General features: G+C 68.3%; 21 protein-coding genes and 1 tRNA gene. 14 read left to right on the forward strand and 8 right to left on the reverse strand.

What is annotated here, in order from left to right:
* Nucleotides 1–64 precede the first annotated feature (64 nt).
* Together N538_RS0120495 and N538_RS0120500 are read right to left on the reverse strand one after the other, a co-directional pair.
* Nucleotides 65–1165 carry a 2-oxoacid:ferredoxin oxidoreductase subunit beta gene (locus tag N538_RS0120495; RefSeq protein ID WP_028638853.1) on the reverse strand — a complete coding sequence of 367 codons (1101 nt, stop codon included), beginning with the start codon at nucleotides 1163–1165 and terminating at the stop codon, nucleotides 65–67.
* Nucleotides 1162–3087 (reverse strand): 2-oxoacid:acceptor oxidoreductase subunit alpha, encoded by a 1926-nt coding sequence (locus N538_RS0120500; RefSeq protein WP_028638854.1) that lies wholly within the window; start codon nucleotides 3085–3087, stop codon nucleotides 1162–1164. Before N538_RS0120500 ends, N538_RS0120495 begins: the two co-directional genes overlap by 4 nt.
* A 287-nt stretch (nucleotides 3088–3374) precedes the next feature.
* Here N538_RS0120500 and N538_RS0120505 point away from each other — a divergent pair, with 287 nt between their 5' ends.
* Genes N538_RS0120505 through N538_RS0120520 form a run of 4 tightly spaced genes read left to right on the forward strand, consistent with a single transcriptional unit; the run spans nucleotide 3375 to nucleotide 7075 of the window.
* On the forward strand, nucleotides 3375–4400 hold the full coding sequence (locus N538_RS0120505; RefSeq protein ID WP_028638855.1) for a sulfate ABC transporter substrate-binding protein: 1026 nt from the start codon (nucleotides 3375–3377) through the stop codon (nucleotides 4398–4400).
* Nucleotides 4401–4402: 2 nt separating this feature from the next.
* On the forward strand, nucleotides 4403–5266 hold the full coding sequence (cysT, locus tag N538_RS0120510) for a sulfate ABC transporter permease subunit CysT (protein ID WP_028638856.1): 864 nt from the start codon (nucleotides 4403–4405) through the stop codon (nucleotides 5264–5266).
* A complete protein-coding gene (locus N538_RS0120515; RefSeq protein WP_231496282.1) occupies nucleotides 5259–6098 on the forward strand; it encodes a sulfate ABC transporter permease in 840 nt (279 codons plus the stop codon). Before cysT ends, N538_RS0120515 begins: the two co-directional genes overlap by 8 nt.
* A complete protein-coding gene (locus N538_RS0120520; RefSeq protein ID WP_028638858.1) occupies nucleotides 6095–7075 on the forward strand; it encodes a sulfate/molybdate ABC transporter ATP-binding protein in 981 nt (326 codons plus the stop codon). Before N538_RS0120515 ends, N538_RS0120520 begins: the two co-directional genes overlap by 4 nt.
* A 216-nt stretch (nucleotides 7076–7291) precedes the next feature.
* Here N538_RS0120520 and N538_RS0120525 read toward each other — a convergent pair whose 3' ends face one another.
* Nucleotides 7292–7765: a hypothetical protein gene (locus N538_RS0120525; RefSeq protein WP_155992294.1), complete on the reverse strand. Its 474-nt coding sequence runs from the start codon at nucleotides 7763–7765 to the stop codon at nucleotides 7292–7294.
* 276 nt (nucleotides 7766–8041) lie between these two features.
* Nucleotides 8042–8533, reverse strand: a complete 492-nt coding sequence (locus N538_RS0120535) for a YajQ family cyclic di-GMP-binding protein (RefSeq protein ID WP_028638860.1) — start codon at nucleotides 8531–8533, stop codon at nucleotides 8042–8044.
* 95 nt (nucleotides 8534–8628) lie between these two features.
* Between N538_RS0120535 and N538_RS0120540 the strand changes: the two genes are divergently transcribed.
* The 4 genes from N538_RS0120540 (at nucleotide 8629) to N538_RS28120 (ending at nucleotide 12124) form a co-directional block, all read left to right on the forward strand.
* Nucleotides 8629–8710: transfer RNA gene (locus N538_RS0120540), tRNA-Tyr, on the forward strand.
* Nucleotides 8711–9060: 350 nt separating this feature from the next.
* Nucleotides 9061–9477 carry a hypothetical protein gene (locus N538_RS0120545; RefSeq protein ID WP_028638861.1) on the forward strand — a complete coding sequence of 139 codons (417 nt, stop codon included), beginning with the start codon at nucleotides 9061–9063 and terminating at the stop codon, nucleotides 9475–9477.
* Complete coding sequence (locus N538_RS0120550) at nucleotides 9474–11669, forward strand: site-specific integrase (protein WP_028638862.1); 2196 nt, start codon at nucleotides 9474–9476, stop codon at nucleotides 11667–11669. Before N538_RS0120545 ends, N538_RS0120550 begins: the two co-directional genes overlap by 4 nt.
* Before the next feature lie 128 nt (nucleotides 11670–11797).
* A complete protein-coding gene (locus tag N538_RS28120; protein WP_197025408.1) occupies nucleotides 11798–12124 on the forward strand; it encodes a TA system antitoxin ParD family protein in 327 nt (108 codons plus the stop codon).
* Nucleotides 12125–12174: 50 nt separating this feature from the next.
* Here N538_RS28120 and N538_RS0120560 read toward each other — a convergent pair whose 3' ends face one another.
* Complete coding sequence (locus tag N538_RS0120560) at nucleotides 12175–12813, reverse strand: HAD domain-containing protein (protein ID WP_155992296.1); 639 nt, start codon at nucleotides 12811–12813, stop codon at nucleotides 12175–12177.
* A gap of 151 nt (nucleotides 12814–12964) precedes the next feature.
* Nucleotides 12965–13423 carry a hypothetical protein gene (locus tag N538_RS0120565; RefSeq protein ID WP_028638865.1) on the reverse strand — a complete coding sequence of 153 codons (459 nt, stop codon included), beginning with the start codon at nucleotides 13421–13423 and terminating at the stop codon, nucleotides 12965–12967.
* A gap of 817 nt (nucleotides 13424–14240) precedes the next feature.
* Between N538_RS0120565 and N538_RS26510 the strand changes: the two genes are divergently transcribed.
* Both N538_RS26510 and N538_RS0120580 read left to right on the forward strand, forming a co-directional pair.
* Nucleotides 14241–15584 (forward strand): 3'-5' exonuclease, encoded by a 1344-nt coding sequence (locus N538_RS26510; RefSeq protein ID WP_051549476.1) that lies wholly within the window; start codon nucleotides 14241–14243, stop codon nucleotides 15582–15584.
* 323 nt (nucleotides 15585–15907) lie between these two features.
* Nucleotides 15908–16408 (forward strand): hypothetical protein, encoded by a 501-nt coding sequence (locus N538_RS0120580; protein ID WP_155992298.1) that lies wholly within the window; start codon nucleotides 15908–15910, stop codon nucleotides 16406–16408.
* A gap of 158 nt (nucleotides 16409–16566) precedes the next feature.
* On the opposite strand, the gene N538_RS0120585 is transcribed toward N538_RS0120580, so the two are convergent.
* Together N538_RS0120585 and N538_RS0120590 are read right to left on the reverse strand one after the other, a co-directional pair.
* Nucleotides 16567–17565 carry a hypothetical protein gene (locus N538_RS0120585; protein WP_036571414.1) on the reverse strand — a complete coding sequence of 333 codons (999 nt, stop codon included), beginning with the start codon at nucleotides 17563–17565 and terminating at the stop codon, nucleotides 16567–16569.
* A 131-nt stretch (nucleotides 17566–17696) separates the two neighbouring features.
* Nucleotides 17697–18563 (reverse strand): hypothetical protein, encoded by an 867-nt coding sequence (locus N538_RS0120590; RefSeq protein WP_155992300.1) that lies wholly within the window; start codon nucleotides 18561–18563, stop codon nucleotides 17697–17699.
* 478 nt (nucleotides 18564–19041) lie between these two features.
* On the opposite strand from N538_RS0120590, the gene N538_RS0120595 reads away from it, so the two are divergent.
* From N538_RS0120595 to N538_RS0120610, 4 genes are all read left to right on the forward strand, one after another.
* The gene (locus tag N538_RS0120595) at nucleotides 19042–23043 is read left to right on the forward strand and encodes a YobI family P-loop NTPase (RefSeq protein ID WP_028638869.1); all 4002 of its coding nucleotides are present in this window, start codon (nucleotides 19042–19044) and stop codon (nucleotides 23041–23043) included.
* Between the two features lie 585 nt (nucleotides 23044–23628).
* Nucleotides 23629–24594, forward strand: a complete 966-nt coding sequence (locus N538_RS0120600) for a hypothetical protein (RefSeq protein ID WP_155992302.1) — start codon at nucleotides 23629–23631, stop codon at nucleotides 24592–24594.
* A 470-nt stretch (nucleotides 24595–25064) separates the two neighbouring features.
* On the forward strand, nucleotides 25065–25334 hold the full coding sequence (locus N538_RS0120605; RefSeq protein WP_155992304.1) for a hypothetical protein: 270 nt from the start codon (nucleotides 25065–25067) through the stop codon (nucleotides 25332–25334).
* Entirely contained in the window at nucleotides 25331–26875 is a 1545-nt protein-coding gene (locus tag N538_RS0120610; RefSeq protein WP_028638872.1) for a hypothetical protein, read from the forward strand. Before N538_RS0120605 ends, N538_RS0120610 begins: the two co-directional genes overlap by 4 nt.
* Nucleotides 26876–26877 lie beyond the last annotated feature (2 nt).

Consider the following 26877-nt stretch of genomic DNA (forward strand, 5'->3'; position numbering starts at 1 on the left):
GCTCCTGCGTTCTCGGAGGGAGACCGGAGCGTCCGCACGTCTGGAAGACGGACGTGACCCGCTGCTAGACCACGGTCCAGGTGTCGCCGCCCCCGATGAGCGCCGCCAGACGGTCCGACCGCTCGCCGGGTGCGGCCTCCTGGGCGGTCGCCACCTGGGCCCGGGCCTGGTCGTCGTACGACGGGCGCTCGACCTGGCGGAAGATGCCGATCGGCGCCTGGTGCAGGTAGTCGGCCGCCGTGAGCCGCGAGATCGCGAACGCCGTGGTGGGGTCGGGGTTGTGGGCGTCGTGCACGAGGATCGAGTCCTCCCCGACGTCCGCGACCTCGACGACCTTCACGCCGCCGGTCTCGGAGTCCCGGATCAGGCCCTTCGTGCCCTGCCCAGAGCTGTCCGGGGAGCCGAACCGGATCGGCTCGCCGTGCACCAGCGGGATGATCGCGTCGGCCTTGGTGTCGTTGCTCTTGATCGCGTCGAACGCCCCGTCGTTGAAGATCGGGCAGTTCTGGTAGATCTCCACGAACGACGTGCCGCGGTGTGCGGCGGCCGCGGAGAGCACGGCGGTGAGGTGCTTGCGGTCGGAGTCGATGGTGCGCGCCACGAACGAGCCCTCGGCACCCAGCGCCAGCGAGACCGGGTTGAACGGGTGGTCGACCGAGCCCATCGGGGTGGACTTGGTGACCTTGCCCGTCTCGGACGTGGGGGAGTACTGGCCCTTGGTCAGGCCGTAGATCCGGTTGTTGAACAGCAGGATCGTCATGTTCACGTTGCGGCGCAGCGCGTGGATCAGGTGGTTCCCGCCGATCGAGAGGGCGTCGCCGTCACCGGTGACGACCCACACCGACAGGTCCTCACGGGCGGTGGCGAGCCCGGTCGCGATCGACGGCGCCCGGCCGTGGATCGAGTGCATGCCGTAGGTGTCCAGGTAGTACGGGAACCGCGACGAGCAGCCGATGCCGGAGACGAACACGATGTTCTCGCGGCGCAGGCCGAGGTCGGGCAGGAAGCCCTGCACGGCCTTGAGCACGGCGTAGTCACCGCAGCCGGGGCACCAGCGCACCTCCTGGTCGCTGGTGAAGTCCTTGCCGGTCTGCTGCTGGTCGGTCGTCGGGACGAGCTCGATACCGGAGTGGAGACCGGGGAACGGAAGCTCGGTGGTGCTCACTTGATCGCCTCCTCGGCGGGAGTGGTCAGGTCGACGTGCACGCCCTCGGCGTCGGCGACCAGGCCGCCGATGGCCTCGGCGAGCTCGGCCGCCTTCAGCGGCAGGCCGCGGACCTGGTTGTAGCCGACCGCGTCGACGAGGTACTTGGCGCGGACCAGCAGCGAGAGCTGGCCGAGGTTCATCTCGGGGACCAGGACCTTGTCGTACCGGGCGAGGATCTCGCCCAGGTCCTTCGGGAACGGGTTGAGGTGGCGCAGGTGCACCTGCGCGACGTGGTAGCCGGCCTTGCGCACCCGGCGTACGCCGGCGCCGATCGGCCCGTACGTCGAGCCCCAGCCCAGCACGACCACCTTGGCCTCACCGGAGGGGTCGTCCACGTGCAGCGGCGGCAGCGACTCGGCGATCCGGTCGACCTTGGCCTGGCGGGTCCGCACCATGAAGTCGTGGTTGGCCGGGTCGTAGGAGATGTTGCCGGTGATGTCGGCCTTCTCCAGCCCGCCGATCCGGTGCTCGAGCCCCGCCACGCCCGGCGGCGCCCACGGGCGGGCGAGCGTCTCGGGGTCGCGGGCGTACGGCTCGAAGGTCGGAACGGCGCCGTCCGGTCCCGCGACCGGGGGCTTCGCGAAGTCGGGGTCGATGGTCGGCAGGTCCGCGATCTCCGGGATCCGCCAGGGCTCGGAGCCGTTGGCCAGGTAGCCGTCGGAGAGCAGCATCACCGGGGTCCGGTAGGTGACCGCGATCCGCACGGCCTCGATGGCGGCGTCGAAGCAGTCGCCCGGTGACTGCGGCGCGACGATCGGGACCGGCGCCTCGCCGTTGCGGCCGAACATCGCCTGCAGCAGGTCGGCCTGCTCGGTCTTGGTCGGCAGGCCGGTCGACGGGCCGCCGCGCTGCACGTCGACGACGATCAGGGGGAGCTCGGTCATCACCGCCAGGCCGATCGCCTCGGACTTCAGTGCGATGCCGGGCCCGGACGTGGTGGTGACGCCGAGCGCACCGCCGAAGGACGCGCCGATCGCCGCGCCGATGCCCGCGATCTCGTCCTCGGCCTGGAACGTCGTGACACCGAACGCCTTGTGCTTGCTCAGCTCGTGGAGGATGTCGGAGGCCGGCGTGATCGGGTAGGACCCGAGGAACACCGGCAGCCCGGACTGCACGCCGCCGGCGACCAGGCCGTAGGCGAGGGCGAGGTTGCCGGTGATGTTGCGGTAGGTGCCCGCCGCCATCGGGGCGGGCTTGATCTCGTACTGGACCACGAACGTCTCGGTGGTCTCGCCGAAGTTCCAGCCGGCCTTGAACGCCGTGATGTTCGCGTCGCGGATGTCGGCGACCTTCGCGAACCGCTTCTCGAGGAACGCGATCGTCGGGTCGGTCGGGCGGCCGTACATCCAGGACAGCAGGCCGAGGGCGAACATGTTCTTGGCCCGCGCCGCGTCCTTGCGGGACAGCCCGAACTCCTTGACCGCCTCGACCGTCATCCCGGTCAGGTCGACCGGCTGCACGTTGAACTCGCCGAGAGCGTCGTTCGCGTCGCCGAGCGAGTCGAGCGGGTTGGCGTCGTACCCGGCCTTGGTCAGGTTGCGGGCGGTGAAGTCGTGGGTGTCGACGATGATCGTGGCGCCGCGAGGGAGGTCGCCGAGGTTCGCCTTGAGGGCCGCGGGGTTCATCGCGACCAGGACGTCGGGCGCGTCGCCGGCGGTGAGGATGTCGTGGTCGGCGAAGTGGACCTGGAACGACGAGACGCCGGGCAGGGTCCCCTGGGGCGCCCTGATCTCGGCCGGGAAGTTCGGCAGCGTCACGAGGTCGTTGCCGAAGACCGCCGACTCCTGCGTGAACCGGTCGCCGGTGAGCTGCATGCCGTCACCGGAGTCGCCCGCGAACCGGATGATCACCCGGTCGAGCTGCTTGACCTGCTTCGACACCTCGCGCCCACTCCCTCGTCGTGTACTGCGGCACCGGAATCGTACTCGCGGTACGGCGGGAACTGGAACACGTTCCAGTTCGCCGGACCTCGGCACCGGCACGGTTGTCCACGATAGTCCGGCGGCCGGAAGGGCCGAAGGCGTCTCTCCTTGCGGATGTGTGAGCCGCGACACGAAGAATTTTGTGTATATATTGCGGATCGAGTGGGGTAAGTCGACTAGTCTGCTCGACACTACGAAGAAAGGCGCCTTCCAGCGGGGCAGGTGCGCGAACAGGAAGAGACACGATGAACAGGACGCTCAAGGTTGCGGCAGCCCTCTCGGCTGCCGGGGTGCTGGCCTTGACGGGGTGCTCCGGCGACTCGTCCGCGGACAGCGGTAACACCATCAACGTCGTCGGGTACTCGGTGCTCGAGCAGGCCAACGAGAACGTGATCAAGGCGTTCAACGACACCGACGCGGGCAAGGACGTCACGATCAAGGGCGCGTACGGCGCCTCCGGTGACCAGAGCCGCGCCGTGGCGGCCGGGCTCGACGCCGACGAGGTCCACCTGTCGCTCGAGCCCGACGTGACCCGTCTGGTCGACGCGGGCCTGGTGGCCAAGGACTGGAAGGACAACGACACCAACGGCATCTGCACGCAGTCCGTGGTGGTGTTCGTCGTCAAGCCGGGCAACCCGAAGGGCATCGAGGACTGGTCCGACCTGGTCAAGCCCGGCGTCGGCATCGTCACCCCGAACCCGGCCTCGTCCGGCTCCGCGAAGTGGAACCTGCTCGCGGCGTACGGCTCGGTGATCTCCGGCGGTGGCGACGAGGCTGCCGCGAAGGACTACATGACCTCCTTCTTCGACAACGTCGTGGCGCTGCCCGACAGCGGCCGGGACGCGACCACCGCGTTCACCGGCGGCACCGGTGACGTGCTCCTCTCCTACGAGAACGAGGCGATCCTCGCCCGCCAGAGCGGCACCGACTTCGACTACATCGTCCCGGACACCACGCTCCGCATCGACAACCCGTGCGCGCTGACCGAGGGCGCCTCCGACGACGCGCAGGCGTTCCTCGACTTCCAGAAGAGCACCGACGGCCAGAAGTTGTACGCCGAGACGGGCTACCGCCCGCTCACCGACGTGGGCGACGTGACGGTCGAGGGTGCCAACGACCCGGGCAACGCGTTCCCGGAGCCGAAGACCCTCCTCAACATCGACGACGACTTCGAGGGCTGGGACGTCGCCAACGGGAAGTACTTCGGCGACGGCACCGACGGCGCGCCGATGGGCATCCTCACCCAGATCCAGGCCGACGCGGGCCAGTAGCGATGACCACCGCACCCGTTGCGGTCGACAGCCGGCCGGCGCGCAAGCGCCGGTCGGCGTCGTCGTCCCGGAGATCGGGAACCGCACTGACTCCCGCGTCCGGCCTCGGCCTGGGCGTCTCCATGATCTGGTTCAGCCTGCTGGTCCTGATCCCGCTGTCCGCGATCGTCGTCAAGGCGAGCGGGGGTGGCTGGTCGACGTACGAGGCGGTCCTGACCAGTGAGAACACCCGCGCCGCCCTGCAGCTGACCGTCGTCTCCGCCCTCCTGATCACGCTGGTCAACATGGTGATGGGCACGATCATCGCGTGGGTCCTGGTCCGCGACCGGTTCCACGGCAAGGCGATCCTCGACCTGGTCATCGACATCCCGTTCGCGATGCCGACGATCGTGGCGGGCCTGGTCCTGCTGTCGCTGTACGGGCCGCAGAGCCCGATCGGCGTCCAGGTGAACGGCACCCGCTGGTCGGTCCTGCTCGCGATGGCGTTCGTGACGCTGCCGTTCGTGGTCCGGACGGTCCAACCCGTGCTCGAGGAGCTCGACACCGACGTCGAGGACGCCGCGGCATCGCTCGGCTCAAGCCGGTTCACGACGTTCCGCCGGGTCGTGCTTCCGGCGCTGGTCCCCGCGATCTTCGCCGGCGCCGCGCTGGCGTTCGCACGCGGCATCAGCGAGTACGGCGCGCTCGTGCTGATCTCCGGCAACCTGCCGCGCAAGACCGAGGTCGTCTCGGTGCGGCTGTTCTCCTTCCTCGAGGGCGGCAACACCGAGGCCGCAGCGGCGGTGGCGACCATCATGCTGTTCGTCGCCCTGCTCGCGATCGTGGCGCTCGACATGATCCAGAGGCGGGTGGCGCGCCGTGGCTAGCACCAGCAGCACCGCGGTGGGCAACGGCTCGCCGGTCGTGAAGTGGGTGTTGCGCCTGCTGGTGGTCGGCTACCTCCTGATGCTGGTGATCTGGCCGACGGCGTACGTCGTCAGGCACACGTTCGCCGACGGGCTCACCGGCATCCAGGAGGCGCTCGCCGACCCCGACGTCGTGCACGCGCTGAAGCTGACCGTCGAGGTCGCGGTGATCTCGGTCCTGATCAACACCGTGTTCGGCGTGGGCATGTCCCTGCTGCTGGTGCGCTACACGTTCATCGGCAAGCGCGCGCTCTCCGTGCTGATCGACCTGCCGCTGTCGGTGTCGCCGGTCGTGGTGGGCCTCGCGCTGATCCTCGTCTACAACGGCCGGTTCGGCTGGTTCGGGCCCTGGCTCGAGGACCACGGCCTGCAGGTCGTGTTCGCGAGACCCGGGATGGTGATGGCCACCTGCTTCGTGATCCTGCCGCTGGTGATCCGCGAGATCGTGCCCGTGCTCGAGGAGCTGGGCGACGACCAGGAGCAGGCCGCGCGCAGCCTCGGGGCGAACGGGTGGCAGAGCTTCTGGCGGGTGACCCTGCCCGGCATCAAGTGGGCGGTCGTGTACGGCGTGGTGCTGAGCCTCGCCCGTGCGCTCGGCGAGTTCGGCGCGATCAAGGTCGTGGCCGGCAACGTCGGTGGGGACACCCAGGTCGCCACTGTCCTCGTCCAGCAGAAATATCAGAACTTCGAGCAGCAGACGGCGTACTCGGTGGCGTTCATGCTGGTCTTCGCGGCCGTGCTCTGCCTGGTCGTCGTCGCGCTGCTCCGCCCGAAGGAGGGCAAGGAAAGATGAGTATCGAGGTCAAGGGAGTCAGCAAGCGGTTCGGTGACTTCGTCGCGCTCGACGACGTCAACGTCTCGCTGCCGACCGGTCAGCTCACCGCGCTGCTCGGTCCGTCGGGCGGCGGGAAGTCCACGCTGCTGCGCATCATCGCGGGGCTCGACTCCGCCGACACCGGCACGGTCACGATCGCGGGGACCGAGGCGACCCACCTGCCCCCGCAGAAGCGCAACGTCGGCTTCGTGTTCCAGCACTACGCGGTCTTCAAGCACATGACGGTCGCCAAGAACGTCGCGTTCGGGCTGGAGATCCGCAAGCGCCCCAAGGCCGAGATCGCGGCGAAGGTCGATGAGCTGCTCAGGCTCGTGCACCTGTCGCAGTTCGCCCACCGGCTGCCCTCGCAGCTCTCCGGCGGCCAGCGGCAGCGGATGGCGCTGGCGCGCGCCCTCGCGGTCGAGCCGACCGTCCTCCTGCTCGACGAGCCGTTCGGCGCCCTCGACGCCAAGGTCCGCAAGGAGCTGCGTGAGTGGCTGCGCCGGCTGCACGACGAGGTGCACGTCACCACGGTGTTCGTGACCCACGACCAGGAGGAGGCCATGGAGGTCGCCGACGAGATCGTGGTGATCAACGAGGGCCGGGTCGAGCAGGTCGGTACGCCCGACGAGCTGTACGACGAGCCGGCCAACGACTTCGTCATGGGCTTCCTCGGCGACACCACCGTGCTGAACGGCGTCCGGCTGCGGCCGCACGACGTGCACCTCTCGCGCGCACCCGAGCTCGCCGGCGCCGCGGAGGGCGTGATCTCCCGGTTGCTGCGGGTCGGCTTCGAGGTGCGGGCGACCGTGCTCACTGACGACGGCGAGGAGGTGCACGTCGTCCTCACCAGGACGCACGCGCGCCAGCTCGAGCTCCGTGAGGGCGACCGGGTCTGGGTGACACCCGCCTCCGGCGCCGCGAGCGTGCCGCCCATGGTGGCGACGGCGGGCTGAGTCAGCGCGCCGGGAGGCGGACCGAGTCGACGAACCGTCGTACGACGTCCGCCTCCTGGCGCCACATCCGTGGCGTCGCGCTCCACGTCACCTGGAGGCCGTCGCGTGCCCGGGTGTGAGCCCCCGCGGCGCATCCGCTCATCGTCGATGAGCGGTCGATCTCCCGACTTCGCGATCCGGCCAGCTCGCGCTTGGCCCGGCTCGGCACGTGCTGCCCTACTGCTTCTTCCACGTTTCGGCGGTCAGCAGGGTGCTGGCCACGCGGTCGGGACACCCGGCCCTGACGGTTGATATTCGGAGGTCATGTCCCACCAGCGACCATGAGTACTCGCTGGACACGTAGGTGTAGGGGGCGGGACCGCTCGTTGAGGCGCATTCCTCGTGGCCGAGCATGAGGCGGTTTCCGTCGACTTCCAGGTCGGGCTCCTCCAGCGATCCGAGCTCGTCGTTGATGATCACCAAGGCGGGCCCGCCGCTCGGCCCACCCGACGAGAGAATCTTCATCGTCCAGTGCATGGCATGGTCGGTGAGCTCAGGCGGTGGCGACGGTGGGATGTCGGACGGCTTGAGGGACATCGTGTAGGTCCCGAGCAGGCTCGCGGGAATTGGAGGCGGCGCCGCCGCCGGCGTTGGTGAGGAGCCATCACTTCCCCCGCAGGACCCCATCCCAGCCGTCGCCGCGAGCGCCATCACCGCACCCCTCGAGCGTCGCCATCTGGCTGGTCGACTCGCCATGGCCCTCCCTCGTGGAACGGGGCATGTCGCGCATCATCTCCGTACCGACTCCGGCACTCTCGCACGTGAGAAACCTTCGAGGAAGGGCTGCCACGGCCACAGGGCCGAGTGCACCCGGAGTTCCGGCATCCTCCGAGCGGCTGATGAGCAAGCCCGCCGCACTCTCATGGCACCGCGCTCCGCGGAGGATTCGCCCGCGAGGGGGCGCTCCCACGCTCAGATTCGCGGGAATCAGCGATAGTTCGTGAACTGCACCGCGAAGTCGTAGTCCTGCGCCTTGACGAGGGCCTGGACGGCCTGCAGGTCGTCGCGCTTCTTGGAGGAGACGCGCAGCTCGTCGCCCTGGATCTGCGCCTTCACGCCCTTCGGACCCTCGTCCCGGATCAGCTTGGAGACCTTCTTGGCGTCCTCGGAGCTGATGCCCTCCTTGAGGGTGATCGAGATCTTGCTCTGCTGGCCGGACTGGCGCGGCTCCGAGGCGTCCAGGATCTTGAGGCTCTGCTGGCGCTTGACCAGCTTGTCCTTGAAGACGTCGAGCACGGCGTTCGCCCGGTCGTCGGCCGATGCCGAGATCTCGATCGCGTGCTCGCCCTGCCACTCGATGGTCGCGCCGGTGCCCTTGAAGTCGAATCGCGTGGCGATCTCCCGGGCCGCCTGGCCGAGTGCGTTGTCGACCTCCTGGCGGTCGATCTTGCTGACGATGTCGAACGACGAGTCGGCCATCTTCACTCCTCAGGTCTGGTTTTCGCGTGCCGCGCGGGCTGCGCTATTCTTTCGCCTTGTTGTCGCGGGGCCAAACGGCCCCTGCTCAACGCCCCGGCAGGTTGCCCGAGCGGCCAATGGGAGCGGACTGTAAATCCGTCGGCTTTGCCTTCGAAGGTTCGAATCCTTCACCTGCCACTGGATGGAACCTCCACCAGGCGCCTGACCCCCACTTCGTGTGGGGGTCTCGTGCATTTCGGAGAAGAATCGGCGCAGATCGTCCGCCCTCGCCGGACGATTGCTACCCACCCCGCGCCAATGTCGGGGCCAATGTCGGGAAACCGGGGCGCGTGACCCAGGTCGCCGCAGGTGCGCCCAGGTCCGCCCAGATCCACCGCGCGAGCATGGCCGCGCCCGGCGTCGGGCCGCTCACGACCGAGCCCACGCAGCCATCCTGCGGGCGACTTGCGGCGACCTGCGGCAACCTGGGGCGCAAGTCACGGGGTGCACGATTGGCGACCCCGTCCCGCCCCGGACGGTCCCCGGCCATGACACTCACCCAAGAGGGCCCCGACGCCCCACAGCTCACCACCCACACCCTGCTGACGGTCCGTCAGATCTGCGACATCACCGGACGCGACCGCAAGACCATCAACACCTGGATCAACGCCACCCCCAGCCGGTACCCGAACGCGGTCCAGGAGACGGGCGGACGCAAGGGCTGGACCGTGCCGGTCCAGGACCTCGTCGACGCCGGGGACCTCGACCCCGCCCAGGTCGTCGAGGTCGCCGCGACGCTCGAGGCGCTGCGCGAGACCAGGCAGGTCGCCGAGCTCCGCGACCGCGTCGTCGTGCTCGAGGCCGAGCTCGCGACCACCGCAGCCCTCGCCTCCGAGCGGGAGAAGAACGTCGAGTTCCTCCAGCAGCTGCTCACCCGTGCCCTCCCGGCAGGAGGAGCCCGATGAGCAAGCCACGCACCGGCAGCATCAACAGGACCCGAGCGGGCTCTTTCGAGGCCAGCCTGCCGGTCGCCATCGGTGAGCGGCGCCGCAAGTCCCACACCTTCGCCAGCAAGGCCGGGGCCCAGCGTTGGGTCAACGCCGGCATCGCGGCCCTCGACGCCGGCCAGCCGTTGCCCCCTCCGGACCCGGCCGACCTGAGCCGCAGCGCGCACGCCTTCTCGGGAGTTGCCACAGGCACCGGTTTCCTCACGGTGGGTGAGGCCTGGATCCAGGAGACCTACGTCGAGGACAGAAAGGGTGACGTCGACCGTGAGGGCCAGGTCCGCGGCTACATCGCGGCCATCGACACCTATCTCCAGTCGCAGGGCCTGCGCACCGAGACCACCACACGCAAGGCGGCACGGAAGATGTTCTGGGCCATGCTGCGCAGTGAGTCCGACCAGAACAGCGCGGACGTCCCGCACGACCTGGATGCGGATGCTCTCGTCACGATGACCGAGGCTCTCGAGCTCCTGGCCGAGAACGGTCTTCCAATCTCCGTGTCCACCTTCAAGCGGGGGCGTCAACGTGGTGAGCTGCTCCCGGCCGACACGTCGCGCCGTGCGCACCAGTTCCGTGTCGGGGACGTCTTCAGCTTCGCGGCGGGCCGCCCGGGCCGCCGGACTGCGGGCAGGTACAGCCACAGCACCCTGCAAGCGGTCCGCAGCACCTTCCGGGCAGTCCTCGACTACGCCGAGGGGGAGGGGATCGTCCTCCAGCCCGGCGTCCGCAAGGCCGGTCTACCGAAAAACACGACTCCGAAGCGCAAGACGCGCGCCCTCACACTCGCCGAGACAGAGAGGGTGGCCGCCCGGCTCCACGTCGTGCACCAGGTCGTCCTCTGGATCCTGCGCTGCCTGGGCCTGCGGCCTTCCGAGGCGTTCGGGCTCCTGGTCGAGGACGTCATCGATGCCGGCCCGGGTCAGCCCGGCATAGTCACCGTGCAGTCGCAGGGCGGCCGGAAGTTCCGCCGGCGCCAGCACGATGGCAGCGTCCTGGTTCTCGACCACGTCGACGAGACCAAGCGCGACTCCTACCGCATCCTGGTCGCGCCAGCGCCGCTAATGGACCTGATCCGCCTTGTGATCGACGTCTTCCACACGGACCCCGATGGCGGGGTCGACACCAAGGCCCGGCTTGTCCCAGGCCTGAAGAAGCGGAACCGAGGCGGACAGTCCACCTTCCGCAACGCCCTCGAACGGGCTGCCCGCAAGGAAGGGCTCAACCTGGTCGCCGACATCAGGCGGCGTGGGACGCACGGCGACGGTCGCCTGGTCATCATTCCCACGCCGAAGTCGATGAGAAAGGCGTTCTCCACCGCGCTCCAGGCGGACCGGGAGACGATCGAGGACATCCGCGCCGCTCTCGGCCACCGTCGGGGCGCGGAGGTCATCCACGAGCACTATCTCGTCGAGGACCCCGCGATGAAGCCGCAACGGCGGATCGCGAAGGCGCTCACCAAGCAGATCGCTACCGAGACCTCCGGAACGCTGATGGTCCCGACCGCGATCTCATGCACGACCGCTCGTCAGCCGGCCCTGGCCACCGACGCTGCCCGCATCGAGGACCTACTGGCCGTGGCGGGCTGGCGAGTGGTGGAACAACGCCCGGACGGCGATTGGATCACGGTCGCCACGGCTGCCCAGTTGCGCGGTGTCGTCACCGCCCAGATCCAGGCAGACATCCGCGCCGGTCACCTGCGAGCGATCCTGGTCGATCGACCGGACCAGGGCGGCAGCCACTACCTCGTCGACGAGACCGAGGTGCTCGCCATGGCCGACCGCCTCGGAGCCGGGTCCGGGATGCGCCAGCTCGCCGACGAGTTGGGCGAGCCCTACGACAAGGTCCGCCAGTACATCCGACGCCACCCCGACCTCACTTGTGAGCCCCTCGGGGGACGTGACTACAGCGTGCCCGACGAGGTCGCCGACCACGTCCGTGCCTACTTCCGTGAGCAGCAGGCGCTCGAGCTCCGGGCTGCCCGGATGCCCGATGTGGCCAAGGAGCTCGGCATCAGCGTGGCCGCGATCAAGACGCTCGTCAGGCAAGGCCGGCTCGTGGAGGACCTCCGCTTCCACGGAGGCGTCCAGTCGATCACGCGACCGAGCCTGGATGCGTACCGCGTCCGCCCGACCCGCGGCCGTCGACGCGCCTGACAGCTTGACCAGGGCGCCGGCATGGCTGGGTGCCCCACCCACAGCGGCCACGTATTCTGGGGACACGGTGCAATCGGAAGGCGGGGACGATGAGCTCAACGCCGCCGACAGGCAGGACGCCTGTTCCCATGGACGATGACCTGGTGAATGCTGCGCGTGCGGCGGGTGCCACGACGGGCCACGGCGAACAGCAGCAGTTGGGCCATTGGGCTCGTCTCGGGAAGCAGGTCGATCAGGTCCTGGACCGGCAAGCGGTCGCACTGGTTCTCGCGGGACACCGGCGCTACGACGACCTACCCGATCTCGAGCAGGCTGCGGTCCGGGTGGCGTGGGAGTTGGCGATCGAGTACAGGCTCGGGGAGCTCGACTACGAGCCCGCACTCATCGCCGCAGGTGAACCGTGGGTTGAGGCGGACGACGACGGCAACACGGTCGTCCGTCACGGTGACCGGTGACGACGCCGACCGGCGCCCGCTGCCATAGGCGTTCGCATGGCCACACAGACTCACTTGGTTGAGGCCACGATCGGCGAGGTGGCCCAACGTTGCAGCCGATCCAGATCGCGCGGCGTCAGGCCGATCGACGCCCTAGGTGCGATGAGGAGCGGCTTGGGCATGCCCCGAGCTGCCATCCGGCGCTGCACCGCGCCTGGTAGGCCACCGCGGAGGTCGTCGTCACACCACGCGACATCACTGACCTCGGGATGGGAGTCGAGCCACGCCTCCACGGCGGCGAGCTTCCACCAGCCCTGCGACGGAACCCGCGTCGGGTCGGGCTCCGCGACCACGGGCCAATGCCTGCCTGGAAAGAACGACATGGCGGCACGCATCTCGCTGGTCCAACTCGTGAGCCACCAACACGTGACGCCGGGCAGCCGGTGCACTTCGTCGAGCAGGCTGGTCAACGTCGGTGAGACCAGCACTGGACCGAAGACATTTCCCGTGACCGCCTCGTCGTGCCAGGGCAGATTCCCCGGACCCTGTGCGTCCCCGACCGGGGACACAACGCCGTCGACATCGACGATGACAGCCTTGCAGTCACTGCGAGAGGCCGACGGTGGATAGACGGCCGCAGGGTGCGGTACGCACTCGACGGCGGCGGACTGCGCTGCCCCGGCCAGGTCGCCGGCTGGTGTGGTGGTCATCTGCCCCTCATGCTCCGGGCGGTGGTTCGCCCGCGTCCACGGTACGTCGACGCAGGCCCGCGCAGGCCTGTCATTCTGGTAGCCGCCACCGCCAACGCACAGACGCCGGCTGCTTGCTAGCAGCCGGCGCCGGCGGGTGACTCATCAGTACTCAGGACTCGCGCAGGCCCAGTGCCTCGAGGAGGGGAGCGTTCCCTAGCAGCTCTGACGGAGACATCTCGAGGTACTCGGCTGCATCGGCGATCGGGTCTTCGGAGTCCTCATCGGCCCAGGGCCACGACCCCGGCTCGTCCTGATCGAGTCGGTCGATCATCTGTGCGATCCGTGCGAAGCGGTCCAGCGGGACCGCAACGACGAGCTCCTCGCGCCCTTCCTTGTTGCACCATGTGCGAAGGTCGAAGGCCGCGATGATCACGTAAAAGATCGCGGCGTCGTCCTCATAGCCGCGGCCGCGTCCGCTTCCCCACATGTTGCATTGCCACTCGATCTCGTCGGGTGCCACCGCCTTCGCGCTGCTGTTCGACTGCGAGTCGAGCCAGCGAGCTGCGTCGAAGACATCGGTGGCGACCGCGTCGAGGGTGGGGTCGAGGGTGGGCTGCATCTGGTTCATGCTGTTCTCCAAGGTTGGGGGCGCACGTCGCGCCGCTGACCTTCAACGTCCGCCGCGCGCTCTGATCCGCAATCAATCCACGCGACTCGAGCAGTGGTCTCCGTCGCGACGTGGAAGACGGGCTGGTCGCACGAAGGCCCGAATTGGCGCCGACCGTCGGCTCCAGTCCGTGGCAAGGGCAACGGACTGTCCGACCTTGCCTCGATCCGCCGGGCCGTTGCGGGCCGTAGGCCGAGGGAGGTTGTCCCCTGAAGTCAGTGCCGAGCCACCGCCACGTGGAGTCACGAGCGCCGACGACGCCTATCGAAGTTCGAGTGCGCCTGTCGTAGTTGGTCACCGGTCGGCCGGGTACGTGAGCAGCGCGGACGCATTGCGAGGTGACGGTAACGTCGACGCTCGCGGCTCCGGTGGCGTGCATGATGTAGGCGTACCACGAGCCGGGTCGAGTACGGTCGTGTACTTCTCATCCCCGGCGGAGTAGTCATCCTGGCCGCTGCGCGAACGGAACGTCTCGTTCCGGCATCATCGGTCGACGTCTGCAACTACGGTTCCGCGCATGGGTTGGGTGCTGCTTGTCGTCCTCATCAGCGCGGGCCTCGTCGTCGCGACACGAGGTCGCCGAGGACCCGCCCGGTCGGACCCAGCGCAACCTGCACCGCCGCGACACCATGCCCGGACCGTGCCTACATCGGCGACGCGACCTTTGACCTCCACCCGGCCGCGTTCGCCGGTGGCGCCAGCAGCGGCGCGGACTGCGGAGCGGTGGAACTCAGAAGGTCGCGAGATCCCATTCGCCGAGCCGGGGTTCGCGGGCCCAATGTTTCGCTACGGAGGCGCCACGGTCCGAGACGGCGTCGAGCATTTCGGTCCCTACGCGGTCATCGACTTCGAGACCACGGGGTTGTCCCCTCGCCGTGACCGGGTGGTCGAGGTTGCAATAGCACGGGTTGACGCGAATGGCCGGATCGAGGATGAGTTCGCCACGTTGGTCAACCCGGTACGAGACGTTGGCCCGACGTTCATCCACGGCATCACCAACGCGCAGGTCAAGAACGCGCCGGTGTTCGCTGAGGTGGCTCCGGAACTGCTCGCCCGTATGAGCGGCGCGGTCGTCGTCGCTCACAACGCAACCTTCGAAGAGGCGTTCCTGGCAGCCGAGCTGAAGCGAGCCGGTATTGACGTCGTCCCAGTCCCCGCGCTCTGCACCCTGTGGCTGGGTCGCCAGACGTTCGCGACGCCCAACTACAAGCTGGGCACGCTCGCCCGAGCCGGCGGCGTCCCGCTCGTCGACAAGCACGCCGCGCTCGGAGACGTCCGCGCCGTCAGCCGCCTTCTCCCGCAGATGACCGACAGGCTCAGCTCGCCCATGCGGTACTCCGTCAAGACACCAACCTGGCCGCCCACGAACCCGGCCCGCCCGTTGCCAGTGGTCACCCGGGCGGTCGCCCTGCGCAAGGGGACCGACGGCTGGATGCACACGCTGGTCTCCCGCCTGCCCGGGACCGGACTCGCACCCGACGACGCCGCGGCCGAGGCGTACCTTGACGCGCTTGCCGAGGTGCTCTCCGACGGTCGCCTGACGGGCGAGGAGGCCGACGCCCTGGCACACCTCGCCGGCTCCGCGGGCATGGGCGGCGCCCAGGTCATCGGGTTGAACGAACGGTTCCTCGACGGCCTCAAGGCGGCGGCCCTAGAGGACGACCTGCTCACCGCCGCCGAAATCAGGCAGCTGCGCACAGCGGCAAAGGCGCTCAGCCTGCCCGACTACTACGGCGACCTTCAGCCGACCGCCCCAACACCGGCGCCGCAGCCTGCACACGCCTCGGTCACGGCCGAGGGCGGAGCCGGGACGGACAATTCGATGGAAGCGCGCGGAGAGCGCGCGAGCCGAGCCCTGACCATGCAGCGGTCGGGCTCAAGCCGCGCCGAGATCGCCAGCTCCCTCGGCGTCGGCGTCGAGACGGTGAAGGCGCTGCTGCGCGACGCGAAGTTCTCCGAGAACCCAGAGTCCGACCCGTCGCGCCTTTCCCTGGCACGGGACGCTCGCCAAGCACGCGACTCCGGTGTCACTCGAGACGTCTTCCAAAGCGACCTGCGGCTCACCTCCGGCAAGGCCACCGAGGCGTGGCGCGACGCGGCGATGCTCGCCGGTCGGCTCTAACTGGCGTGTCCCTCCGGGCCGGGCCAAGGCCGCCGTCGGGACCGCTGGCCCGACGCCCAGGAGGACCCCGATGACGACGCCGGGGCTGCACCGGTGGCGGCCGGCCTGGCGCTGATGACCGTGCATGGCCGCGACGACCTGACGCTCGTCAAACGGCAAGTCACCTTCGCGTAAGGCGGGTCATGCCCGAGCCGAGGGAGCCGAGGGGAGCCGGAGCCGCAGCGGCGCGCGGCCATGAAGCCACCTCGCAGCCGCGGACGGCGGATAGGGACACCCAGTTTCGAGCGATTGCGCAGCCCACTCTCCGGCGCACCGTCCGGGCCGTGACCAACACATCTCTTGCGGCCGGGCCGCTTCCCACCGCACTCGTCCGCTGCCTTCAGCCCATGGCCTACACGGCGGACGGCCGCCCCGCTCAGGCGGGCATCCTGCTTCAGCACGGGCACGCCTCGACCTCAGCTCGGTTGGCGCCAAGGCCCCTTCGGGGACCGCTGAAGCTCTGCTTCTCCAACTCAACGCGCGCACTGGCTGCCACTGCCGCCGAACGTGGCGGATGGAGGTACTGCGAGGGTTACGCGTACGACCTGACCCAGGACCTCTTGTTTGAGCACGCCTGGCTGCTCGACCCCGACGGGACCGCCTGGGAAACGACATGGACCGACACAACAAACGTTGTCTATCTCGGGATGGCGTTCGATATGGACGAGCTGCTCGAATTGCTCGAAGAGTCCGACGAGCCGCTGCTCTTCGGAGACTGGGACCGTGGTTGGCCTTTGCTGCGCTCCCATTACGAGTGCTGCAGGCGTCTGTCGCCGCCTGAGTGACTCATCTTGCGCGGCGCATTGGCGGCGGTGTGACGCGCCTTCGGGAGCGCGCTCGTCGCGCAAGTCCGGATGTCTTGCCGAACGCCGCTCAGCAAACGACAAGCCATGGCGCTGCCATGCCTACGCCGCCCAGCCGGTGATCGCAGCCGCTAGCGACCCTATGGCTCCCGACGTAGTAAGGCCGCGACCTCTGCCAACGCCGCGACAGATGGTGCACTCGCAGTTTCGTCGGACGCGCTCGCGGCGGGCGGAGATCCCAGCACGCGGCGCGCGAACTCCTCATGGATGCGCCATCTGGTCGGCGGATCATCAATCGGTGCCGTGAACGCCTCGAATGTCTTCAGCTGCATCTCGATCGTCTTTGCCCATGCGCTGCGCTCGGCATGTTGATTTCCCAGGCGCGCGAGATAAGCACCTAGCGCTAGAACGGCGGTCGTGACTAGGAGATGGGCTACCAAGTACGGCCACTGGGTGTCGCGCGGTTCGTCCTCAATAGTCGAGCTCAACCGCACTGCGATTGCGATCGATGTTGCAAAGAGCCCGGTTGCCAAGATCCGGTATGTCCACTTCGCTACATTTTGATTACTCGCCTCGGTCTTGAACTGCTGCGCCAAAGTCGCGTCGGCGGCGAGCCCCGCAGCCTTCTCCGCACTCTTCCGGGCGTCGTCAGCACTGCGTGCGTGCAAGTCGGCCTCGGCCGCCCGTGCCGCTGCGGTGGCGGTAAGCGCACGGAGGTGGGCGCGGAACCCGGCCGAGTTGCGAAGATCCCACCCACTGTTCAAGAGCTTCTCAAGCTTCGCTACGTCGACCGCGTCAACGTCATCGGTCGGCGGCCCGCCCCAACCACCGGTCATTGACCGGATTAGGTTCGCGAGCCGAGTCGTGAGCGCGTCGAGAGCAGCGTCAACCGAATGAGAAGGGTCGGGGTCGTCCGGAGTCTCGCCCATCTCTAGTCGCTTGCTGAGCGACTCCAGGACAGCGTCGCTATCCCAGTGCTTCGATGCACTCGTCCCTTCGACAGTTCGGTCGACCTCGGCAATCAAGTCGAGCATCGCTGAGAGCAGGCTTCGGAGCGCATCGTCTCGGAACGGACCCCAGTTGACGATGTCCAAGCTCCCGCGAAGGAGTTCGACGGGTGTCGCCTCGTCTGTTGGCATGTCGGGAGCATACGGATCTCAACGCGCCCGATGGCGAGTAGTTGCGGGCCCTGCCCTGCTTCGAGGCGATAGGAGTACACGCGGCGGTGTGACGCGCCCTGGAACGCCCTTAACCGCAACATGAACGGCGTTTAGACGCCGGTGCACAGGAAAGCGGGCGCGCCGAGTACCGGCCAGGACTCGACCGCGTCGCGGTCGGTGGTAGCGCCGGGGGTGGTGTCAAGCAGCTGGATGCCGAACCGATACGGCAGCATCGGGAGGGCGACGGTGACGGGGGCGCTCATGCCGGGCGTCAGTGTCGAAGAGGTGTAGATGTGCTCGTCGTCGGCGGTAAAGGAGATGGTTGCGGAGGACCCGTCGGCGGAGATGTCTCCGACGCCGAGGACTGCCGTGAACGACTTGCAATGCCGTCCGGGCGTGAACCGGCTCTCCCATGTCCCAGCGTGGGAGTACGTGGCGGCTCCCCAACCGGTGTACGCGACGCCGTTGATCGTGGTGGTCCCGAAGCCGGTGCCGCCGGTGGTGTAGTACGGGTCATACTCCGACAGCGGAATCCAGCGCCACACCGTCACAGTCACGGGCCTGGAGACGGCAGGCTTGGCGGTCTTTTTATAGGCGACCGCCACGCGGTACCGCTCGCTGTTGAGGTCGGCAGCGACCAACTTGAACGGAACCTTGCCCCTGTGTCCAACCTTGACGGCCTTGACTGGATCCCACCCCGCCGGGTCCCAGCCGTACAGGGACGGGTGCCATTTCTCCAAGGTCGCCCGCGTGGCCGTCGCTGCCGACCTGAGTGTGGCGGTCAAGGTGTATCGGTCACCCTCCTCGACATTCTTCGCAGACGAGGTCAGCGCGGGCTCGGCGACCGACGCGGCCGACGCCGCGGCAGCCTGCGCAGCCGGGGCCGTTGGGCCGGTTGACGCGTCCGCCGGGTCGGAGAACGCCCCCGACCACGCCAACGTCACCAGAAAGCCGAAGATCGCTGCCGTCGCACGCACCCGCGTCACTACATGCTCCCCCGTCGCAGCCCGAATCTCCGATACGGATTCAGTATCGGTCTCGCGCCGTCAGAACGTGAGCGAACCGCGCGATTCACCTAGCAGCGGAGATCAGGTCGCCGTCCAGCGCACAGTTTGAAGCAACCGGGACAGGGCGCGGGGCATCCGCTCATCGGCCAGAATCGGTCGCTTCGCGCCGTGTTGACAGGCGGCGAAAAGACGCGGTGTCCGGGGTGACATAGCCGGCGCGACCCATCGAGATTCAGCGTCCGGGTGTGGATCTCCGGTCGATCGCGAGGGAGCCGGACATCCCCGGCCAGCCGCGCTCCGGGGTCGCCAAAGCGCCAACGGGCGTCGGTGGACGCGACTAATCTGACGCCGTTGCGTCAGCGCGAGCCGAGGCCTTGCGGTCACTGCCCGGGCGGCTCCTGCGAGCAGGGTGCGACTCGTAGGCTGACGCGCGCTCAAAGGGGGCACAGTGATCAACGGTTCTGGCCAGGACAACCACGAGTCGGAGACCCCTGACGAGCACAGCGCGGGGTCGGGTAACCCGCAGAACTCGGACGCCGCCGCGGACACTGACCACGGTGCCGCGCACGACGGCGAGCCGGACGGCGCCGAGGACGAGGACGAGGGCGGCGAGGAGGACGAGGGCTCTAGGTCGGCCGACGTGCCGTTGCGCTCCCTGACTCCGCACTACGAGGAAGAGCACCACGAGACGTACCTGCTGCGCCTCGAGGAGGCCCTGAAGGACCCCCGCAACCACAACATCGCGCTCACGGGCCGGTACGGCGCGGGCAAGTCGAGCGTGCTCGACAAGTTCGAGGAGAACCACCGCAAGGCGACGCAGCGGCTGGCGATCTCGACCCTGGCTCCTGGTGAGCCGAACGAGTCGACGACGAACCGCATTCAGAAGGAGATCGTCAAGCAGCTCCTCTACGGGGCGTCCCGCAAGGTCGGGAAGAACTCACGCTTCAGTCGGATCGCGGTCTTGTCGAAGCGGCGGGTGTTCGCCGAGGCGGTGGGGGTCGTCGGCGCCGTCGCTCTGGTGCTCCTGATCTTCGGGTGGTTGCCGGAGCTCCACTGGCCGGACTCGGACGCTGACGGGTGGAAGCGCGCGGCCGCGTGGGGTGTCGTTGCTGCGGTGGCGGTGGCGGTGGTCGCGGCCGTCAGGGTGATGACGTACGGGTGGTTCATCTCGGACGTGGGGGCCGGCGGTGCGACGGTGACGTTGACGTCGAAGGAGTCGTCGTCGACGTTCTTCGACAAGTACCTCGACGAGATCGTCTACTACTTCGACCGTGAGTCGAAGGACATCGTGATCTTCGAGGACTTGGACCGGTTCGAGGAACCGGGCATCTTCGAAGCCGTTCGCGAGCTCAACATTCTGCTCAACGACACCCCGCACCGGCGTGCGCGACGCCGTGGTCGCGCACCGGGCCGGTGGCTTCACTGGGTACTGATGAAGCTGCCTGGTGACGTGCCCGGACGGCTCGCGGAGAAGCTGCCGGCGAAGTGGTCTCGGCGTCTGCTGGGGCTCGGGGTTCCGTTGCGGTTCGTGTACGCCGTGAAGGACTCGATGTTCGAGAAGCTCGGCGCGGACACGAAGAAGCTCGCGGCCGCCGGGGAGGCTGCGGCGGCGGAGACGTTACGAGCGAACCGCACGAAGTTCTTCGACATCGTCATCCCGATCGTGCCGTTCATCTCGCACCGCAACGCCCGCGAGCTGCTCTCGGACCTTCTTGAGGAGTCCGCCATCACCGGCATCGACCGTGCCCTGGTGGGTCTGGTCTCTCAGAACTCGACGGACATGCGGCTCCTGCGCAACATGTGCAATGAATACCTGGTGTTCGCGGAGCGGCTGTTGGAGTCGAAGGACACGGCGCCGGGGTTGGAGCCGTCGAAGCTGTTCGCGTTGGTCGCGTACAAGAACTTCCACCTCGAGGACTTCGAGAACATCTCGCGACGCGCCAGTGACCTGGACCGGCTCTACGACTTCCACCAGCAGCTGGTGCGGAAGGCGGTCGCGGCCAACGAGAAGCGGGTGCGTGACCTTAGGGTCGGTCGGGGGCGGCGCCGCACCCAGGCGGCTGTGGCCCAGCGTGTTGGGGATCGGCTGACTCGGTACGTTCAGGCAGTCCACGGGGGGTCGAGCTACAGCGGATGGCCCTACCTGACGCTCACCGTCGGGTCGGCGTCGTTCGAGCTCAACGACGTCACGGGGTACGAGTTCTGGGGCGCGGTCGCCGACGCGGAGTCGATCGTGGTTGCGGCCTCCCCGAACGCACAGGGCGGCCAGAAGTACAACGTGCTGACCATGGCGCGCGCAGACCTCGAGGTCGTGGTCCCGGAAGGCCTGGACGGCACCCAGTGGAACGCCATCGACGAGGAGGCGGCCCGCGTCGAGCTGGCACAGCTGGGTGTCGACATCGAGCGGTTGCGCAGCGCTGACTTCAAGGACCTGGCCACGATGTCGTCCCACAAGCTCAACGTCCCTGTGGGCTTGCCGAGGTCGAAGAAGGCGAAGTCCGACGACGCGGGCGAGGTGACGTTTGCCGAGCAGACGTTCGCTCAGCTCGTGAAGTCCACGATGAAGTCGCAGCTGGCCCGGGACCTGGTCTTGCGCGGCTACCTGGACCGGAACTTCTCCCTGTACGCCGCCCAGTTCTACGGCCACTTCTCCGGCACCGACGTAGCGAACTTCATGGTTCACCACGTCCAGGCGAACACGATGAACGTCGACTACAAGCTCAGCCGCCCCGGCGCCGTCGAGAACCTCCTCGCCGAGACTGAGGAGGTCGGCGAGGAGCTCACCGACACCGTCGCCGCGTACAACATCGACATCGTCAACTACCTCCTTGCCACCGATCACCCCGGTGCGAACCGCATGATCAAGCGGCTCGTGACCGACCACGACGATGACGCCGCCACGTTCCTGACCGCCTACCTGACCTCCGGGAAGGAACGCGAGGCGCTCGTCGGCCGCCTCGCCGCACAACCGTGGCCGATCGTGTTCCAGTACCTCGTCACCGACCCCGACGTGCCCGACGAGGCGCGCCCAGCGCTCGTCGGCGCTGCGCTCGCGGCCGCCGTCGGCGACGTCCCGTACGAGCTGGGCGAGAAGGTCCGCGAGTTCATCACCGCCAACTACACCGACATGCCCGCATTCATTGAACCGCTGCCCGAGGACGCGATCGGGGCGGTCGTCGCGCTTCTGGAACGCACCGGTGTTCGCCTGCCCGACCTGTCCGCCATCGACGACGATCTCTGCGACGTCATCGTCGAGCACGACCGGTACACGCTGACCGGTGAGAACCTGCGCGCCGCGCTCGGCGTCGACGGTGCGGTGTCGCTCGACGCCGTCCTCGCCAACGACACCGTGTACGAGCACTGCCTGACCAACCCGGGCGCGTACCTGACCGCTGTCGAGCAGGACCCGAAGACCAAGCGCACCGTTCGCACCCCGAAGATCCTGGTGAAGGTCCTCAAGGACGCCGTCGAGCAGTGGAGCGAGGATCAGCTCGCAAACCACCTTCACGACCTAGTCGTCGGCGCATCGCCGAAGGCACGGATTCCGCAGCTGCGGGCCGTCCCGGACGCCACCTGGGCCGAGCTCGCCGCCGCGGGTCTGTTCGACGCCACGCTGGCCAACGTCGAGCGGTACCGCGCGCACGTTGGTGGGGAGATCGATGCCGACCTCGCCGGGCTCCTGGAAGCGGCCGCAACGATCGACGACGTCGATGATGGCAGCGGTGAGGAGTTCGACCCGGTCGCGGCCGCGGTCGCTGTCCTCAACGCGACCACGTTCTCCTCAACGGCTGTGCGCGTCGCGCTGGCCGCAAGCCTCGGCGCCGAGTTCCCTCTGCCCGTCGCCGACATCACGCCCGAGCCGAGCGACCTGTTCGCGCGCATGCTGACCGCAGGCATAGTCGCCGACGAGGCGGAGTCGTTCGAGCACTTCCACACAGCCGGATGGGACGCGATCAAGCCCGCCATCAAGGCCTCGTCCGACATCGCCACGTTCCTGACCCCGGCACTGGTGGACGGCATGGTCGACAAGGTCCTCACCAACACCACCGGTCGCGACAAGCTCGGCGACAAGATCGTCTCCAACGTCGAGGCGTACGTCCCCGGCCCCGACACCGACGCCCTGCGGGCGGTGGCCGAGTACGCCGTCGAGCACGGAATCGCGCTCCAACCGGCCACGGTTGCCCGGGTCGCGGCTGCTCAGCCGGGCAAGGCGGAGCAGGTCATTCGTCTCCTTGCCGCCGCCGTTCCGATCGCGTCCGCGCAGCAGGTCGTGGAGGTGTTCACGGCGCTCGGCGCCGAGTACGCGAAGGTCCTCACCCCAGGGAAGAAGTTCCACGTCGGCAAGGACGACGCCCACACGGCCGTGCTGACGACCCTTCGTGAGGGTGGTGTCGTCAAGCAGTTCCGGAAGAGGATGGGCAAGGACATCTACGACGTGACGGCGATCTGACCTCACCCCGCCGCACCACCCCGGGCAGATCCACATCGCGACCCGGGAACGAGGTTCGGAGTGAGTCTCGTTTGATTCAGAGCCTGAGTGTTGAACGCGCTCAACGCCGGGTATCGAGGTGTAACCGCGTTCGTGGCAGACCGAGATGCGTCTTAGTGGGCGGGATTGCGCGGGCGATCTGGTCAGTCGGTTACTGGCAGCTGGGCTTGCCGTGCCAGCCCACGGGGCGTGAGCTCGGCGCCGGTGCGGTAGTAGCGGTTGAGCACCGTCGCCTCGTTCTCCCGCCCGCCGAGGGGCCATGAGCATCCCGAGGTCGGCCTGGTAGAGGTTGATGGCGACCCGAGCGAACCGCAGGAGTGCCAGGTCAGCACAGCGGGGGTGCGTTCACGGGTCTCGCGGTGATACCGCCTGGTCAGGCGCGCGCGGTGCGGACTCCTCTGCGGGCGCGGCCGACGGAGGTGTAGACGAGGGTCCCTTCGGCGTGCTGATCAACGATCTCAGCGCCCGTGAGCCGGGCATTCTTGTTCCGCCCGTGAGCCGGGCATTCTTGTTCTTCCCGTACGCCGGGCCGATCGAGGGGCCCGATTGGCGGCCGCGCAACTGTTAGCGCGGAGTCCCGATGGCGGCAACGCAAACGCGGATGGCGGCGGCGCAACCTCGTTGGCGGTGGCGCAGATACCCGCCGTCAATCCGCCGCAACTCGACAGCATGGTGTGCGTGATTGACGGCGTGGGCGAGCGCTGCACGGTGCCTCCTGTCCGCCCTTACGCCGTCGGGGCACCAACCGAGGAGAACCCCATGACCAATGCTCGCTACCGCCTGATCGAGTCACTTCCGTACCCCCGTGCCTCCCGCACCGGGGGGCTGAGAGATCGGACGGGGATGCCGCTGCACGGCGTCTATGAGCGCAAGTTGGAGTCCGGCTTCCGTGCCGCCCTCGTCAACAACGGCAACGTCGTCCACCGCTACACGTACCGGACCAGTCACGCCGAATGCGCGCCCAGCCCCGTCCGGAGCTTCGCCAACCTCGTTCACACCCTGGAACCCTGGAAGGTTCCCGACGACGCCGAGCGTCCCGTCACGAACCTCCCGGCCAGCGAGTCACCCTTCGCGTGGTGGCGGCCGCTCTGGAACGAGCCGATCGTCCTGAACAGCGTGCTGAACGGTTCCAAGCTGGTCGGGTCTGTCTACGGGAGCCCCGTTGAGGTGGAGGGCTGGGCGGCCGTTGCGCAGGACCGGGGCCTGGTCGTCCGGACGGACAGGTCCTGGACCAACGGACTTGGCCAGCCCCATCTCAGCGTGCTGATCGCGCGCTCGGGGCCGCTGGCGAGCGAGGAGTGCCTGGCGACCCTCGAAGAGGAGTACGCGCGCCAGCTCCCGGATCTCTACACCGGCGGTGCGCTCAGGCGGCTGCAGCAGACGGCGGGTGAGGACGTGTGCCTGCATGAGCTGGCCAACCCCTGGAGTGCCGGCGACCTAATTATGTCGGGCTACTGCTTCGGCTACCCGACCGCCACGACAGCTGCGTGCGTTGAAGGGACGCACGGCTGACGCGTGCGGCGGTCCTCCTCGGCGCGGGCGCCGCGGACCATGATCGACATCGGCGTCGCCAGACCGGGTGCACACGGGCAGGCGATGATGAGCACCGTGACGGCGACTGCGTGCGCGAGATTCGGGTCCGGGTCGACCGCCGCCAGACGGCGAAGGCGACCACGGCAGCGGCAATGACCGAGAGGGCACGAACCACGCCCAGACGTTCTCGACGAGGCGCTGCCCGCTGGGCAGATCACCGCGCTGATCGGTCCCTCGGGCTGCCGCAAGCCGACGTCCTGCGGATCCTCAACCGGATGCACGAGCTGGTTCCCTGGGCGCAGCTGGCCGGCGAGGCCGTTCCGCCATACCGTCGCCGACCGGACGCGGACTGTCTCGACTGGAGTTTCCTGTTCGGACGACCGGACACTCCCACCGGATTCCGCATGGGAATGATTGCGACCTTCGTCTAGGTCAGGACGGTCGCCCACATGACACGACGCATGAGCAATCTGCCAGTGACCGACGTCGTTGCCGGCGATCTGGTCGACGGGACCCTGCACGCCCTCCGTTGCCTCGGACGTCAGCGGATGAGTGAGGAGATCCAGGGCGGCCGTCTGTACGCGCGGTTCCTCGACTTTTGTTGGTCGACCGGCCACGTCGCGACGGCCGAACTCCTCGAACTCTGGATGACGGAGATGTGCGGAGTCGATCGACCAGACGAGGACGCCGCCCGCCAAGCCCTGCGAGCGATGAGATGACCCCGGCACGCGGCCCGGTCGACGAGACCGGGGACGATTTCCAGCGGCTGCTCGAGGTGGCGAGCGAGATGGTGGCGCAGGCGGTCACTGAAGACACCGAGCAGGTGTACAGCAATGCCTTCGCCAATGTCTGGGTCCCGTTCTGCGAGCACCACGGGTACTCACCGTACGGAAGTCCGCCAGACTCCGTCGTCGCGTTCCTCGATGACGCCGCACATGGGAAGTGGAGGCGGCACGGACGGGGACCGGCCCGTAGCGGCGCGCTCAGTCCCGGCTATGTGGACGCCGTGTTCGCCGCAGTGCGCCACCTCCACGTCGTTGCTGGTCGCCCGACCCCCTTCGACGCCTACAGCGGCGAGGAGATGGCGAGCCTGCGTCGCGCCTACCGGAGGCGGTACGCCAACCAGGCGCGCCAAGAAGCCCCTTCGCCCGTCATGACTTCCGACGACCTCGTCACCCTCTGTGAGACGCCGTGGTTCGGCATAGCTCACCACGGCGCCATCGCGATCGCCGGCCTGTTGTCTCTCGATGCCCAGGCGAACCTCGACGACCTGGTCTGGCTTAAGACGAGCGACGTGCAGCCCGGCACCGACGGCGCGATCACCATCGGCTTTCGACACCACCAGGTCACCCTCGTGTGCCGACATGAGCTGGCCCAGAGGATCCGACCGGCCTGTGCCGCGTGCCTGACCACGCACTACTACCGGCTCAAGGCCGGATCCGACCCCGAAGGCGCGTTCCTGGCCCAGCAGCCCGACCATGCGCCGGGCAGCCCGGTGTTCCGAGCGTGGATGAGCGTCCTGTTGCGCCGAGCCGCTGCCAGCTCGGCCGCCTTGAGCCTGGCCCGTGGTCGCGGCAGGGTGCGGGTGGAGTACTCCGCCGCGGCGAGCGAACGGGCCGCCCTGGGTGCCCGGCAGCTGCTCGCCGTCGCGCCCACGCAAGGAAGCCGCGGCCTGCTGGCTGCCCAGACTGCGATCAAGCTCGTCGCCCACCGCGGTCTGACCGCCGCTGACCTGTTCGACCGACTCACCGTCGCCAAGGTGCGGCGCTCGTCGGAGGACCCGAGCGCCGTGGAGCTGCAGCTTCGCGACACAGTCCGCGGCCGCGAGCAAGAGGTCAGTTGGTTGACCGTTCAGCCGAGTAGCAACCCGGCCCTCTGTCCGGTCACCGCCCTGACCGAGTGGCTACTGGTTCGCGAAGCCGCAGCGGGTCAGCCGCTGCGACCAGATGCCGGCCTGTTCGTCGGGTCCGCGGGTTGGGCTGACGGGTCCGCGCAGTCGATCACCATGGGCGCCGCGCGCGTCCAGTTCAGGAAACTTCTCGAAGCCGCCGGGCTCGCCGAAATGGGTTATCGCTGGGAATCCGCGCAGAAGCTCCACGGCAAGACGCTGTACGAGCAAGGCGCCACGGAGGCGAACCTGTACTACACCCTGCGCCGGAGGAATCCCCAGCACGTCGCCCGGCTCCTTGCTGAGGTGAGCTCGAGGACCGCGGCGATCGGCAGGCGGGCTGCCGGTGATGCGCCGCGGGGAAACCGGTGAGT

This window comes from Nocardioides sp. URHA0032, assembly GCF_000620645.1.
Classification (GTDB): domain Bacteria; phylum Actinomycetota; class Actinomycetes; order Propionibacteriales; family Nocardioidaceae; genus Nocardioides.